The sequence below is a fragment of the Sphingobium fluminis genome, from assembly GCF_037723805.1.
GTDB lineage: Bacteria > Pseudomonadota > Alphaproteobacteria > Sphingomonadales > Sphingomonadaceae > Sphingobium.
Genome location: NZ_JBBJUK010000001.1, coordinates 1,069,459 through 1,083,332, shown reverse-complemented (window position 1 = coordinate 1,083,332; position 13,874 = coordinate 1,069,459). Strand labels below are relative to the sequence as shown.

Genomic DNA, 13,874 nt, shown 5'->3' with positions numbered 1-13,874 from the left:
CTTCAAAAGCCGCGGAGCGTGAAGCTCGCGACCATATCTACCGATATGATTGAGTTTTAAAGATAGCTTTGCTTGGCCGGCATTTATGCGGGCTATAGTCTAGAGCAGCCTCGCCGCGTGCCAGTGCAGATGGTCGGCCATGAATGTCGCGATGAAATAATAGCTGTGATCATAGCCTTCGCGCAGATTGAGAGTCAGCGCGATGCCGGCTCCATCGCAGGCTGCGCGGAGCAATTCGGGCCGCAACTCCCGCCGTAGAAACGGGTCGGCATCCCCCTGATCCACCAGCAAGGCGGGAATATAAGCACCGTCCTCGATCAGGGCCACGGCGTCATGCGCCCGCCACGTCGCGCGATCATCGCCAAGATAGCCGGAGAATGCCTTTTCACCCCATGGAACCTGCCCAGGTGCGACGATCGGAGCGAAGGCAGAAACGGCGCGGAAGCGCTCCGGGAACCGCAACCCCATCGTCAGCGCACCATGACCGCCCATGCTGTGCCCCATGATCGACTGGCGGTCCATATCCGCCGGGAACGCGCTCGCGATCATCGCGGGCAGTTCTTCGCCGATATAGGACCACATGCGGTAATTACGCGCATAGGGTGGCTGCGTGGCGTCGACATAAAAGCCTGCGCCCAGCCCGAAATCCCAGCTTCCCTCTGGATCGTCGGGTACGCCTTGTCCACGCGGCGACGTATCGGGCGCGACGAAGATCAGACCAAGTTCGGCGCAGGCAGCGCGAAACTCGCCCTTTTCGGTGACGTTCGCGTGGGTGCAGGTGAGGCCAGACAGATACCAGACCACCGGCAGTTTCGCTCCGTCCGCGTGGGGCGGAACGAATGCGGAAAAAGTCATTTCGGTGCCGGTCTGCACCGACGCATGGCGGTACACGCCCTGCACGCCGCCAAAGGCACGATTCTCGGAAATCGTTTCCATCAAAACACCACGACGCTGCGAATACTCTCCCCGGCATGCATCAGGTCGAAGCCCTTGTTGATCTCGTCCAGGCTCAGAACATGAGTGATCATCGGGTCGATCTCGATCTTCCCGTTCATGTACCAGTCGACGATCTTGGGTACATCCGTGCGGCCTTTTGCGCCACCAAAGGCGCTGCCCTGCCAGACCCGGCCGGTCACGAGCTGGAACGGGCGGGTGCTGATCTCCTTGCCCGCCTCCGCCACACCGATCACCGTCGAAACGCCCCAGCCACGATGGCAGGCTTCCAGCGCCTGGCGCATGACGGTCGTATTGCCGGTGCAATCGAAACTATAGTCCGCGCCGCCGTCGGTCAGTGCGACCAGATGCTGCACGATATCGCCTTCGATCGCGTGCGGGTTAACGAAATGGGTCATACCGAAACGGCGCCCCCATTCTTCGCGCGTCGGGTTGATGTCGACGCCGATGATCTTGTCGGCGCCGACCATTCGCGCACCCTGAAGCACGTTCAGGCCGATGCCGCCAAGGCCGAATACGACCACGTTGCTGCCGGGCGTCACCTTCGCCGTCTTGACCACCGCGCCAACGCCGGTGGTCACACCGCAGCCGATATAACAGCTCTTGTCGAACGGGGCGTCGTCGCGGATCTTCGCCACCGCGATTTCAGGCAGCACCGTTAAGTTGGAAAAGGTCGAACAGCCCATGTAGTGAAAGACGGTCTGGCCCTTATAGCTGAACCGCGACGTGCCATCGGGCATCAGCCCCTGCCCCTGCGTAGTGCGAATTGCCGTGCACAGGTTCGTCTTGCCCGACAGGCAGCTTTTGCACTGTCGGCACTCGGGCGTGTACAGCGGGATGACATGATCGCCCGGTTTTACGGATGTGACGCCGAGCCCGATCTCGCGGACGATGCCCGCGCCTTCATGGCCCAGAATCGACGGGAAAATGCCCTCACTATCAAATCCGTCGAGGGTGTACGCATCGGTATGGCAGATGCCGGTGGCCATGATCTCGACCAGCACTTCGCCGGCGCGGGGACCTTCCAGATCCAGTTCAACGATTTCGAGGGGCTTTTTTGCTTCGAAGGCTACAGCGGCGCGGGTCTTCACGGGCGGGCATTCCTTCACAATGAAGAGCCGCGGTAAGTTTTCGAAATCCGCTCGTCAAGCAGAGCTTCGGTAAAGCGCCAAACCGTTATGAAGGGTGCGCCAAATCGCGTGAGGCAGTGATCGGTTCGACCGCCGCATGGGACGTATCAAAATCAGAGAATAGCGTTGTACAGGAACCAGCCCATGATCAGCAGGCTGGATACGATACAAATGCGATCACCAAACAAGTCGACGCGAGACATCAGTAACATCCTTCCGATGGGAGCGATCTGTGCCGCTTTCAAGGGATGCTACACCAGTTTTTTTTAAGAATAAACTATAAATCGTGGCAGGTCCCGCTCGGCACGGGGCGAAGGCATCGGGACGCCCGCGCGGGTGCTAGCGCCTTGTCATGGCGATCTCAGCCACTGACGAGCCCCCGATGCGTCAGGAACGACCTGGTGGCCTCCTGCGGCCCGCGATAGGCTTCCTGGAACTCGGCACTCCAATATTTAAGATCGTCCAGATCGACCCGCGCGCCCGAAACCGCGCACAGGACGAACTGACCCGGATGCACGATATCGAAATGCGGCGTGTCATAATGCAGCACCGCCAGCCCCGGAATGTCCGCCATCAGTCGCCGGTCAGGATGCGGTCGACCAACTGCTTCACAGTCGGCACGAACCCATTGGAATAAAAAGGATCCTGTTTGAACTTATAGGCACCGTGGCCCGCGAACAGCAGATTGTCATCCAGCGAACCACCATGCACAGCCTCCTGCAACGCCTTCTGGATGCAGAAGCTGCGCGGATCGGCAAGACGACCGGTCGAATTGGTCTCGCTATCCATCCAACTCGAAAAAGCGCATTGGCTAAGACAGCCCATACAGTCGGTCTGATCCTTGCGGATCACGCTTTTTTCCTCTTCACCAACGAAGACCAGCGTATTGTCAGGCGTCTTGAGCGCGGCGGTGAAGCCTTGCCCCACCCACTCACGGGCGCGCAGCAGGTCGCCGCGCGTGACCCAGAAATTCTTGCCCTTCACCCCGACATCAAGCTGATGGGTATGGTCGCCCGCCTGTTCGGTGCTGAACGGAATCTGCCGTTCCGACCGCGCTTCGAGACTGCGCAGGAAGGGATTGCGAACCGCCGAGCTGTAAAAGCCGGTCGGCGAGAATCGGTGCAGCAGCACGTCGCCCGGCTCCAACCGGGTCAGCCGGTCCTTCCAGCCCTGGGGAATAGGGCTCTCCTGCGTCAATAGCGGCCGGGTGCCGAACTGAAAGGCGATTGCCCCCAGTTCGGGATTGTCGATCCAGTCGTTCCAGTCCTTGAGCGCCCACACGCCACCCGCCATGACGATCGGAACCTCGTCGGAAATGCCGCCTTCGCGCATCGTGTCGCGCAGCGCCTTGACCCTGGGATAGGGGTCTTGCGGCACGCGAGGATCTTCCGCATTCGACAGTCCGTTATGCCCGCCGGCAAGCCAGGGGTCTTCATAGACGACCGCCGCCAGCCATTCCGATGCCTTGGAATAGGCGCGCTTCCACAAGGCCCGAAAGGCGCGGCCCGAACTGACGATGGGCAGATAGCTGACGCCATAGGAAGCGGCGATCTCGCTCAGCTTATAAGGCATGCCCGCGCCACAAGTGACGCCCGAAACCATGCCCTTGGTCTTTTCCAGGACGCCGTGCAGGACGCGCTGCGCGCCGCCCATTTCCCACAGCACATTGATGTTGATCGCCCCTCTGCCGCCCGCAATCTCGAAGGCGCGCTTCACCTGCTCGACCGCGCCGTCGATGGCGTAGGCGACCAGTTCTTCATGCCGGTCGCGCCGCGTGCGGCCTTGATAGATTTGCGGAATCACATTGCCGAAACTGTCATAGCTGTCCGCATTCACCGCCGAAATGGTGCCGATGCCGCCGGCGGCCGCCCACGCGCCGGAGCTTGCATGGTTGGAAACGGCCACGCCCTTGCCGCCTTCTACGAGCGGCCAGACTTCGCGGCCGCCATAGATGATGGGCTTCAACCCCTTGAACACAGAAATCTCCTGCGAAAAGCCGTGGCTTCCCAAACTGTTTGAAGGACCGCCTGTAGCAGATATGCCCTCGAATGACGAATTTTCGCGGCGCCTTTAAAACAAAATCCGGGGCATGGCCAGTGCCTCACCATAAAGGCGCGCATAGGCTTCGACCATTGCAGTTTCCGCAAAGTCCCGCGTAGCGCGTGCGCGATTGGCCGCTCCCAGCGCCGCGCGCAGGCTGGCGTCACTCGCCAACGTCGCGATGGCGCTCGATAAACCGGCCTCGTCCGGCATGATGAAGCGCCCGTTTTCAGGCGCGACCATCGTGGCGACGTCGCCCACATCCATCGAAGCGACCGGGACGCCGGCAGCCATGGCCTCGACCAGCGAGATCGGGAACTGCTCACTGTCGGAAGAAAGCGCAAAAATATCGAACAGGCCGACGAAGCGCCACGGCTCGGCCATGAATCCGGCCATGCAGAGATCGTCAAGCCCGCAGGCCGCGGCCTCCGCCACGATGGCTTCCCGCTCCGGCCCCTCCCCCACGATCACCAGTTGCACCCGATCGCGATGCGGGGCCACCGCGCGGACCAGCCGAACCAGATTCTTGACCGGTCGAAGTCCAGCGAGCGTCCCGACCAGCAGCTTGCCAGGGGTGCGGCGCAACATGGGGATGGCGTTCGGCGCGGGCGGATCGGCATAGCGCGCGACGTCAATACCGTTGCGGATGAGATACACCTTGTCAGCAGGCTGCCGCCACTCCCGACGCGCAATGGTTTCCAGCCGCACCGACGGCACAACGAGCGCTTGCGCGCGCTGGAGCGCGATTCGGCGATACAGATTGCGTTGCGGCTTGAGCGACCGCGCTTCATCCGCATTGAACCCGTCCTCATGATGGATCAGCGGCGGAAGCCTCATAAAGGGGGCGAACAGGCGATGCGCCATGACCGCATCCATTGCCCCCCAATTATAGCTCAGGACCAGATTATAATCGGCCATGAAGCGGGCGAGCGCGCGAAAGCGCCCCATCCCCGGCCGCCCGGCGAGCAGGGGCGCCTGAGGGAAATGGACAGGCGTCCCCGGATCGATCGCGGCGCGCGCGCCCATCGCATCGGGCACGGCGCTGATGATCGCATGTTCGGCCCGGTCGCCCCAGATATTCATCAGCCTGACGGCGCGCGCTTCCTTGCCCCCCAGCGAAAAACTGCTGTGAACGTGAAGCAGACGCGGTCGCCGGGCGCTGGCGTCAGCCATTCAGGACGCGCGCCAGCAAACGGTCGACGCCGGCGACGGCGTCCGGCTCGTCCAGCAGCGGGGCGTGACCGACATTGGCGACCGTGACAAGCTCGGCCCCCGGCCCGATGTCCACCAGCATCCGCTCAGCAGTGGCGGCGCTTAATATGTCAGACCGCTCTCCGCGCAGGATCATCGTCGGAATGGCGCGAAATGCGGCCATGACCGGCCACATATCGACCGCCGCCTCGCCGCCCGCCATGCGCAACGGTTCGGCGATCCGCATGTCGTAATCCGGCACGATCCGTCCGGCCTTGTTCAGCCGACAGAGGCGCTTGGCCATGGCGAGCCATTGCTCCAGCCCATAGTCGGGATAGACATCGCGGTTCATTTCCTCGAGCGCGCGGGCAGCGTGAACCCAGCTTGGATGCGAGCCGCCATTGCCGACATAGCCGCGAATCCGCGCCAGCCCCTTGTCCTCCAGCGTGGGCCCGACATCGTTGAGCACCACGCCCGCGAGCCATTCGCGCTGCGTCGCCGCGATCAGCATGGCGATAAGGCCGCCGAGCGACGTGCCGACAACAACGAAACGCGTTATCGCCAGATCGGCAAGCAGCCGGCTGATATCCTGAAGATAGGTGAGCGGGACATAGCTCATCGGGTCCTTGGCCTGTGCGCTTTCGCCCCGCCCCCGAAGGTCGGGGCAGATCAGCCGCCACTCGCCCGCAAGCCGCTTCGCCAGCGGCTCGAAATCGCGCGCATTGCGGGTGAGGCCCGGCAGGCAGAGCAAGGCCGGGCGGCCGTCCACGCCGCCCGAATAATCGCGATAATGGAGCCGCAGGCCGTCCGGGGACCACCAAAATCCGTCGCTATAGGCGCTCACGCTTGATCCTTCACCCGTTGCACCACCATATCGCCGGATGCGCGCGCCCTCGCAAGCTGCCAAATAACCCTTGTTACACAAAGCTGCGCTGCGCAGCTCGCCCCTTTCGCCTCCCCTTTTTTTGAGCCATAGCCAGACCATGTCCGCAACGCTGAATTCAACCGAGCCTGCCACTGGAGCATTGCTATGGGAGGGAAGTTCGGGCGACGTGGCCGAGGAGGTGGCTCGCGCCCGCGCCGGATGGCCGCGCTGGGCCGCCCAGCCGATCGCCGTCCGGATCGAGACCCTGCGTCGCTTCGTCAATGTCATACGCGCGCATGAGGACTCCCTGGTCGACCTGATCGCGCGCGAAACCGGCAAGCCGCTATGGGACGCGCGCGGCGAAGTCGCATCGGTCATGGCCAAGGTCGACATTTCCGTCACTGCTTATTCCGAGCGTACCGGCCAGAAGCGGCTGGACGCGGCGATGGGCGCGCGCCAGTCGCTGCGGCACAAACCCCATGGCGTCATGGCGGTGCTCGGCCCCTATAATTTCCCGGCCCATCTGCCCAATGGCCATATCGTGCCGGCGCTGCTTGCCGGAAACGCGATCGTGTTCAAGCCGTCGGAAAAAACGCCCGCCGTTGGCGAAATGCTGGTGCGCTTCTATCATGAAGCGGGGGTGCCGACCGACGCGATCCGCCTGCTGCTCGGCGGGGCAGAGGAAGGCAAGGCGCTTGCCGCTCACCCCGACGTCAACGGCATATTGTTCACTGGGTCGGCCCAGACCGGCATTGCGATCAATCGTCAATTTGCGGCTCAACCCGGCAAAATCCTGGCGCTTGAAATGGGCGGCAATAATCCCGTCATCGTGTGGGATACGCCGGAAATCGCCAATGCTGCGGCGCTCGTCGTTCAGTCCGCCTTTATGAGCAGCGGCCAGCGCTGCACCGCCGCCAGCCGCCTGATCGTGCGCGACAGTCTTGCCGACGTGGTGATCGCCGAAGTCAAGAAGATCGCCGACCGCCTGATCATCGATCATCCCCATGCCGATCCAACGCCCTATATGGGACCGGTCATCGACAATGAGGCGGCGGACGGCCTTACGGAAAGCTTCCTATATCTGATGAGCCACGGCGGGCGGCCGATCAAACATATGGTTCGCCCGGTCAAGGACCGCCCGTTCCTGACGCCGGCGATCATCGACGTGACCGCGATGGAGGAACGGCCGGATGTCGAGCTGTTCGGGCCACTGCTTCAGGTTATTCGCGTGCCCGATTTCCCCGCCGCGATCGCGGAGGCCAATAACAGTCGCTATGGTCTGTCCGCCGCACTGATCGGCGGATCGCCCGATCATTATAACCAGTTCTGGTCCAATATCCGCGCGGGCATCATCAACTGGAACCGGCCGACCAACGGCGCCTCATCTTCGGCCCCTTTCGGCGGCGTCGGCATATCGGGCAATCATCGGCCAAGCGCCTATTATGCCGCCGACTATTGCGCCTACCCCGTGGTTTCCGCCGAAATAGAACAGCCGCGCGCCTCGATCGGCGTCGGGCTGAAAGACATCGATACGAGCGCTATGGGCGACTGAGCGGCTGAACGACCAATTTTTCCTATGCGCCTGCCAAAGCATTTTGAATTGATCTGGTCCGCCGCCATGGCCATGTGCGTAATATGGCACAGACTGAATATGCAACCGTCCACCTGGTGGGCGCAGGGCCGGGCGACCCCGATCTGCTCACGGTGCGGGCCGCACGCCTGATCGGCGAGGCGGCGGTAATCGTCCATGACGGGCTGGTGTCGGATGAGATATTGGCGCTTGCCGATCCAGGCGCCGAACGAATTTCGGTCGCCAAGCAACGCGATCGCCACTCGCTTCCCCAAGATCAGATCAACGCCCTACTCGTCCGGCTGGCGCAGTCGGGCCGCTCGGTCGTTCGCCTCAAAGGCGGCGATCCGTTCATCTTCGGCCGTGGTGGCGAGGAACTGGAAGCCTGCCGGGCTGCGGGCGTCCCGGTCGAGGTCGTGCCCGGCATCAGCGCGGCGATCGGCAGCGCGGCGCAGGCGCAACTGCCGCTCACCCATCGCGACGCCTCCAGCGCCGTCAGCTTCGTGGCAGGACAGTGCAAAGGGCTGGCCGATCAGGACTGGTCGGGGCTCGCGGGCAAGGGTCGAACGCTCGTCATCTATATGGGGGTCGCGACCGCCGCTGACATTGCGGACAAACTGATCGCCGACGGGGTGTCCCCAGCCACACCGATCGCAGTGCTGGAAAACGGTACGCGCACCGACATGCGGACGTTGCGGTCGCTGCTCGCCGACCTGGGCCACTTGATGGTGCGTGAGCAGGTAAAAAGCCCCGCCCTGATTGTAGTCGGGGAAGTGGCGGCTTATGCGCTGGCGCTCGATGTGCTGGCGGGATGGTCCGCCGGCGCGGAAAATGGGGCGGAGATAATTTTGTGAAGATCCTCACGGGCAATGATCTTGGCACCGGCGATGTCATCTGGTGGGCTGGCGATGGCTGGTCGCGCCAGGTCAATGATTCCGCCGATGTCGGCGACAAGGGCGACGAACTCGCCCGCACCGAAGAAGCCGCGCTGCGCGTGGTGGGGGCTCATGTGATCGACGCAAGCCTGACCGACGATGGCGTGCGCCCCGCTCATATCAAGGATCGCATCCGTGCCTTGGGACCGACCGTCCGGTCCGATCTTATCGCTCAACCGGCCGAGGCCGACATCGGCAAGTGGGTAATCTGACATGTACCGCTATGACAGCTATGACCAGTCTCTCGTCGACGCCCGCGTCGAGGAATTTCGCGACCAAACCCAGCGCCGCCTTTCCGGCGCGCTAACCGAGGACCAGTTCAAGCCGCTGCGCCTGATGAACGGCCTGTATCTACAGCTCCACGCCTATATGCTGCGCATCGCCATTCCCTATGGCACATTGTCGGGCAAGCAGATGCGGATGCTGGGCCATGTCGCGCGCAAATATGACCGGGGCTACGGTCATTTTACGACGCGTCAGAATCTTCAGTTGAACTGGATCAAGCTGGCCGACGCGCCCGATATCCTCGCCGAGTTGGCGACAGTCGAGATGCACGCCATCCAGACCAGCGGCAACTGCATCCGCAACATCTCGTCGGATCAATATGCCGGCGTCTCGGCTGACGAACTGACGGACCCGCGCCCCTGGGCCGAGTTGCTGCGCCAATGGTCGTCCTTCCATCCCGAATTCACCTATCTGCCGCGCAAGTTCAAAATCTGCGTGATCGCCAGCGAAGAAGACCGCGCGGCCATGCGCCTGCATGATATCGGGCTGGAGCTGGTGGAACGCGACGGCCAGATCGGGGCGAAGGTCTTTGCCGGTGGCGGCATGGGTCGGACCCCCATGATTGCGCCTAAAATCAGTGACTTTGTGAGCGAAGATGAGATTATCTCTTATCTCGAAGCCTGCCTGCGCGTCTATAATCGCTATGGCCGTCGTGACAATAAATATAAGGCCAGAATCAAGATCCTGGTCCACGAACTGGGTGCTGACGAATATCGCCGGCAGGTCGAGGAAGAGTTCGCGCATATGAAGGCGCTTGGCCTCAACCCGCCGCGCGAGGAACTGGCCCGAATCCGCGCCTGTTTCGCTAATCCGGCCTATGAAGCGGACGCTAGCGACGCCATTGACCGATCGGACCCCGGCTTTGCGCTGTGGGTCGACCGCCAGGTCGCGGCGCACAAGCAGCCAGGCTACGCGATCGTCAATATCAGCCTCAAGCCCGTGGACGGCATTCCGGGCGATGCATCGGCCGACCAGATCGAACTGATCGCCGACCTTGCCGAGCGCTATTCGTTCGACGAGTTGCGCGTGACCCATGCGCAAAATCTGGTGTTGCCCCATGTTCGCAAGGCCGATCTATACACGATCTGGCAGAAGCTGGACGAGGTCGGTCTGGCCGAGGCCAATCTCGACCTCATCACCGACATCATCGCCTGCCCTGGCTTGGATTATTGTGCGCTTGCCAATGCGCGCTCGATCCCACTGGCGCAAAAGATCGCCAAGCGCTTCGCCAATGCGCAGCGGCAGGCCGAACTGGGCGAATTGAAGCTAAAAATTTCGGGCTGCATCAATGCCTGCGGCCATCATCATGCCGGCCATATCGGCATTTTAGGCGTCGACCGGCGCGGCGTTGAGAATTTCCAGCTACTTCTCGGTGGGTCGGGTGCGGAGGATGCGGCGCTGGCTCAGATCACCGGGCCCGGCTTCTCGGAAGACGGCGTGGTCGACGCCATCGAAAAGGTCACCGACATCTATCTGGCGCAGCGGACGGAAGGCGAACGCTTTGTCGATACCTATCGCCGCATCGGCATGAAGCCATTCAAGGAAGCCATTTATGGTTGAGTTTCTCTCTTTCCGCGACGGCGAGGCCGCTCAGGAACCGGCAGTGACGGTCGAATCCTTCACTGGCCAATCCAATGCGACCGCCGTCCGCATCGAGCCTAGCGACGACGCGCGCGAATTGCTGCCCCATCTCGACCGCATCGCGATGGTCGAGGTGAATTTCCCGGTCTATGGCGATGGTCGCGGCTATTCCGCCGCCCGCATCCTGCGTGAAGCGGGCTATCAGGGCGAATTGCGCGCGGTGGGCGATGTGCTGGTCGACCAGCTTGTCGCCATGCGACGGTGCGGCTTCGACAGCTTCCATCCCGACAAGGCGCTGGACGATGCCGCGGTTGATCGGGCGCTCAATCGCTACCCGCAAGTCTACCAAAAGACGATCGATGGCCGCAGCCCTGTGTGGGCGAAGCGGCACCCGGAGACAGAAGATGGCTGAGCCCGTTCGCAAGATCGACGTCATCGACGCGCGACCCGCTTTTACGCAACATGATGCCGACGCGCTCAACGCCCGCTTTGAGGGCGTCGATTCGCTTACCATGCTCAAGACCGTTTTCGCCGAGGGGCTTGCCGGCCATGTCGCGGTCGTTTCCTCCTTCGGGACCGAGAGCGCGGTATTGCTCGATCTGGTCGCAAAGGCCGACAGGAACGTGCCGGTGATCTTCGTCGATACGATGAAGATGTTCGCTGAGACGCTGACCTATCGCGACCTGCTCATCGAGCGGCTGGGCTTTACCGATAGCAGGATCGTGCACCCCGACCTCGCCGTTCTGGCGCAACGGGATGAGACCGGCCTGCGCTGGTCCTACGATCCCGATGGCTGTTGCGAGATCCGCAAGGTTCTGCCGATGAAGCGGGCCAAGCATGGCCTCGACGCCTGGATTTCCGGCCGCAAGGCGTTCCAGTCGGCGACCCGGCAGAACCTGCCCCGCTTCGAAATCGAGGACGGCAGGCTCAAGATCAACCCGCTGGGCGACTGGACCAAGGACGAACTGGAAAGCTGGTTCGAAGCCAATGATCTGCCGCGTCATCCGCTGGAGGAGCAGGGCTATCTGTCGATCGGCTGCGAGCCCTGCACGTCAAGGGTGCAGCCGGGTGAGGACCCGCGCGCGGGCCGCTGGCGGGGCTGGGACAAGGTGGAATGTGGCATTCACTCGCCTCTCTCACCGATCCCTGCCGTCGATCCGGAGGATCCGGCCAACCAGCCGGTATTCTAAAGCTCTCTGGTCAGCCGATCATTCATAATCTTCCATCGCGCCATAACTGTCGCCGGCAAGATCCGAAAAGCGCGTGATACGCGCATCGAATTTCATCCGGATACGGCCGGTTGAGCCATGACGCTGCTTGGCGATGATCAATTCGGCCAGGCCGTAGATTCGTTCCATCTCAGCCGCCCATTCGAGATGTTCGGGGCTTTCCTTGTTTCCCGGCTCCTTGGCCGCTACATAATAATCCTCGCGGAACACGAACCACACCATGTCCGCGTCCTGTTCGATCGATCCGGACTCGCGCAAATCGGATAGCTGAGGCCGCTTGTCCTCACGCTGCTCGACCGCACGGCTCAGCTGCGACAATGCCAGAACCGGGCAGTTCAGTTCCTTCGCCAGCGTTTTGAGGCCGCGGGAAATTTCTGAGATTTCTTGCACCCGGTTTCCGTCGCCCCTGCCCGTTCCCTGCAATAGCTGAAGATAGTCGACGATGACGAGACCGATCTCGTGCCGCCGTTTCAGCCTTCGGGCGCGCGTTCTCAGCGCCGCAATAGTCAGGCCCGGCGTGTCATCGATAAAAAGCGGCAGTTCCTGAAGCTCGCGCGCTGCCCTCGAAAGGTTCTGGAAATCGGCGCGGCTGATCTTGCCCATGCGCAGCGCCTCGCCGCTGATGCCGGATTGTTCGGCCAGCACGCGCGTCGCGAGTTGGTCCGCGGACATTTCCAGGCTGAAGAAAGCGGTCTTGGCGCCCATATTCTTGTCACGGGGAATGCCGTCGGCTTCGTCTCGCAGCCAGCGTGATGCCGCATTATAAGCGATATTGGTCGCAAGCGACGTCTTGCCCATGCCGGGGCGGCCGGCAAGGATCATAAGGTCCGAATTGTGAAGACCACCGATCTTTTCGTTAAGGCTGCCGATACCCGTCGTGATACCCGACAGATGGCCGCCGCTGTTGAGCGCGCGTTCGGCGACCTGCACCGCCATCATCGTCGCGGTCGAAAAGCTTTTGACCGATCCGACCTCGCCTTCGCCTTCCGATACCTTGTATAGCGCGACCTCCGCTGCTTCGATCTGTTCGCGCGGATTGACATCCTCACTGGTGTCCAATGCGTTTTCAACCAGTTCCCGGCCCACATTGACGAGTTGTCGCAGCAGAGCGAGATCATAAATCTGGGAAGCGAAGTCGCGAGCGCCGATCAGCGCCGCCCCATTGCCCGTCAATTGCGCAAGATAGCCCGCTCCGCCCAGTTCCTTGAGTGCCGGGTCCTGGTCCAGTAGCGGCTTGAGCGTGACAGGGTTGGCGACCATGTCGCGTTCCAGCAGCTTCATTACCGCATCGAATATTCGTCCATGGAGCGGCTCGAAAAAATGTTCGGCGCGCAGTTTGAGCTGCACGTCCTCCGCGATTCGGTTGTCGATCATCAGCGCGCCCAATAGCGCCGCTTCCGCTTCGACGTTGCGAGGGAGTTCAGGACCGCCGGCGTCGGCGGTAACATTCAATTTTACAGGTTCGGCCATGCCATCTCATCGACCCGGCGCGTCCGCGAAGCAAGGCGCAAGCGCACAACGGCTAGCTCTAATCTGTGGACAAGTTCCCCTTGCCTTTCACGGATTCCCGCCGCAGTGACAAATGCCTTCATCATGGCCGATCCGCGCATCATAGATATCAAGCTCGACGAGCGAACGATCCTGTGGCGCAGTGCGGACGTCGAGCAAGAGCGGCGGATCGCCATTTTCGATCTGCTGGAAGACAATCATTTCGCGCCCCAGCGCGCGCACGCCGACGGTTATGCAGGCCCGTACAAGGTTACTTTGCGGGTCGAAGAGGGCCGCCTGGTGATTGAAATCCAGCGGGAGGATGACACCCCTTTGGAAGCGATCATTCTGGGACTGGGTCGATTCCGGCGGCCGGTTCGCGAATATTTCGCGATCTGCGACAGCTATTATCAGGCGATAAGCAACGCTTCGCCGCAGCAGATCGAGACGGTAGATATGGCCCGGCGCGGTGTTCACAATCAAGCGGCCGAAATGCTTCGAGAACGGCTGGAGGGCAAGATCGAAGTCGATTTCGACACGGCGCGGCGGTTGTTCACGCTGATCTGCGTATTGCATATCAAGGGGTAGGATTATCGGCCGGCTTAC

The 13,874-nt window shown here is 61.8% G+C and carries 14 protein-coding genes; 7 read left to right on the top strand and 7 right to left on the bottom strand.

Going from position 1 to position 13,874, the window contains the following annotated elements:
* Positions 1–99 precede the first annotated feature (99 nt).
* From fghA to WG907_RS05625, 6 genes are all read right to left on the bottom strand, one after another.
* Positions 100–936, bottom strand: a complete 837-nt coding sequence (gene fghA / locus WG907_RS05650) for an S-formylglutathione hydrolase (RefSeq protein WP_340231673.1) — start codon at positions 934–936, stop codon at positions 100–102.
* Positions 936–2,045 (bottom strand): S-(hydroxymethyl)glutathione dehydrogenase/class III alcohol dehydrogenase, encoded by a 1,110-nt coding sequence (locus WG907_RS05645; protein WP_340231672.1) that lies wholly within the window; start codon positions 2,043–2,045, stop codon positions 936–938. Before WG907_RS05645 ends, fghA begins: the two co-directional genes overlap by 1 nt.
* A gap of 400 nt (positions 2,046–2,445) precedes the next feature.
* Positions 2,446–2,658, bottom strand: a complete 213-nt coding sequence (locus tag WG907_RS05640; protein ID WP_340231671.1) for a DUF2093 domain-containing protein — start codon at positions 2,656–2,658, stop codon at positions 2,446–2,448.
* Positions 2,658–4,061: an NAD(P)H-dependent flavin oxidoreductase gene (locus WG907_RS05635; protein WP_340231670.1), complete on the bottom strand. Its 1,404-nt coding sequence runs from the start codon at positions 4,059–4,061 to the stop codon at positions 2,658–2,660. The genes WG907_RS05640 and WG907_RS05635 overlap by 1 nt, the downstream gene beginning before the upstream one ends.
* Before the next feature lie 93 nt (positions 4,062–4,154).
* The gene (locus WG907_RS05630; RefSeq protein ID WP_340231669.1) at positions 4,155–5,297 is read right to left on the bottom strand and encodes a glycosyltransferase; all 1,143 of its coding nucleotides are present in this window, start codon (positions 5,295–5,297) and stop codon (positions 4,155–4,157) included.
* A complete protein-coding gene (locus WG907_RS05625; protein ID WP_340231668.1) occupies positions 5,290–6,159 on the bottom strand; it encodes an alpha/beta fold hydrolase in 870 nt (289 codons plus the stop codon). The genes WG907_RS05630 and WG907_RS05625 overlap by 8 nt, the downstream gene beginning before the upstream one ends.
* Positions 6,160–6,298: 139 nt before the next feature.
* Between WG907_RS05625 and astD the strand changes: the two genes are divergently transcribed.
* The 6 genes from astD to WG907_RS05595 all read left to right on the top strand — a co-directional run bounded on the left by astD (position 6,299) and on the right by WG907_RS05595 (position 11,741).
* Positions 6,299–7,732, top strand: coding sequence for a succinylglutamate-semialdehyde dehydrogenase (gene astD / locus WG907_RS05620; protein WP_340231667.1), 1,434 nt, complete (start codon positions 6,299–6,301; stop codon positions 7,730–7,732).
* An 83-nt stretch (positions 7,733–7,815) separates the two neighbouring features.
* Entirely contained in the window at positions 7,816–8,604 is a 789-nt protein-coding gene (gene cobA, locus WG907_RS05615) for a uroporphyrinogen-III C-methyltransferase (RefSeq protein ID WP_340231666.1), read from the top strand.
* Entirely contained in the window at positions 8,601–8,897 is a 297-nt protein-coding gene (locus WG907_RS05610; RefSeq protein ID WP_340231665.1) for a DUF2849 domain-containing protein, read from the top strand. The genes cobA and WG907_RS05610 overlap by 4 nt, the downstream gene beginning before the upstream one ends.
* A 1-nt stretch (position 8,898) precedes the next feature.
* Positions 8,899–10,530, top strand: coding sequence for a nitrite/sulfite reductase (locus WG907_RS05605; protein WP_340231664.1), 1,632 nt, complete (start codon positions 8,899–8,901; stop codon positions 10,528–10,530).
* Positions 10,523–10,963 (top strand): DUF934 domain-containing protein, encoded by a 441-nt coding sequence (locus tag WG907_RS05600; protein ID WP_340231663.1) that lies wholly within the window; start codon positions 10,523–10,525, stop codon positions 10,961–10,963. The genes WG907_RS05605 and WG907_RS05600 overlap by 8 nt, the downstream gene beginning before the upstream one ends.
* Positions 10,956–11,741: a phosphoadenylyl-sulfate reductase gene (locus WG907_RS05595; protein WP_340231662.1), complete on the top strand. Its 786-nt coding sequence runs from the start codon at positions 10,956–10,958 to the stop codon at positions 11,739–11,741. Before WG907_RS05600 ends, WG907_RS05595 begins: the two co-directional genes overlap by 8 nt.
* 18 nt (positions 11,742–11,759) lie before the next feature.
* Here the strand turns inward: WG907_RS05595 and WG907_RS05590 are convergent, their stop codons facing one another.
* Entirely contained in the window at positions 11,760–13,250 is a 1,491-nt protein-coding gene (locus WG907_RS05590) for a replicative DNA helicase (RefSeq protein WP_340231661.1), read from the bottom strand.
* Positions 13,251–13,373: 123 nt separating this feature from the next.
* On the opposite strand from WG907_RS05590, the gene WG907_RS05585 reads away from it, so the two are divergent.
* Positions 13,374–13,856: a UPF0262 family protein gene (locus WG907_RS05585; protein ID WP_340231846.1), complete on the top strand. Its 483-nt coding sequence runs from the start codon at positions 13,374–13,376 to the stop codon at positions 13,854–13,856.
* Positions 13,857–13,874: the final 18 nt, after the last annotated feature.

Excerpts from the sequence above, each read along its gene's own strand:
- WG907_RS05640 (WP_340231671.1), bottom strand. The coding sequence starts at position 2,658 with ATGGCGGACATTCCGGGGCTGGCGGTGCTGCATTATGACACGCCGCAT.
- astD (WP_340231667.1), top strand. The coding sequence starts at position 6,299 with ATGTCCGCAACGCTGAATTCAACCGAGCCTGCCACTGGAGCATTGCTA.
- WG907_RS05590 (WP_340231661.1), bottom strand. The coding sequence starts at position 13,250 with ATGGCCGAACCTGTAAAATTGAATGTTACCGCCGACGCCGGCGGTCCT.
- WG907_RS05585 (WP_340231846.1), top strand. The coding sequence starts at position 13,374 with ATGGCCGATCCGCGCATCATAGATATCAAGCTCGACGAGCGAACGATC.
- WG907_RS05595 (WP_340231662.1), top strand. The coding sequence starts at position 10,956 with ATGGCTGAGCCCGTTCGCAAGATCGACGTCATCGACGCGCGACCCGCT.
- WG907_RS05605 (WP_340231664.1), top strand. The coding sequence starts at position 8,899 with ATGTACCGCTATGACAGCTATGACCAGTCTCTCGTCGACGCCCGCGTC.
- WG907_RS05600 (WP_340231663.1), top strand. The coding sequence starts at position 10,523 with ATGGTTGAGTTTCTCTCTTTCCGCGACGGCGAGGCCGCTCAGGAACCG.
- cobA (WP_340231666.1), top strand. The coding sequence starts at position 7,816 with ATGGCACAGACTGAATATGCAACCGTCCACCTGGTGGGCGCAGGGCCG.
- fghA (WP_340231673.1), bottom strand. The coding sequence starts at position 936 with ATGGAAACGATTTCCGAGAATCGTGCCTTTGGCGGCGTGCAGGGCGTG.
- WG907_RS05630 (WP_340231669.1), bottom strand. The coding sequence starts at position 5,297 with ATGGCTGACGCCAGCGCCCGGCGACCGCGTCTGCTTCACGTTCACAGC.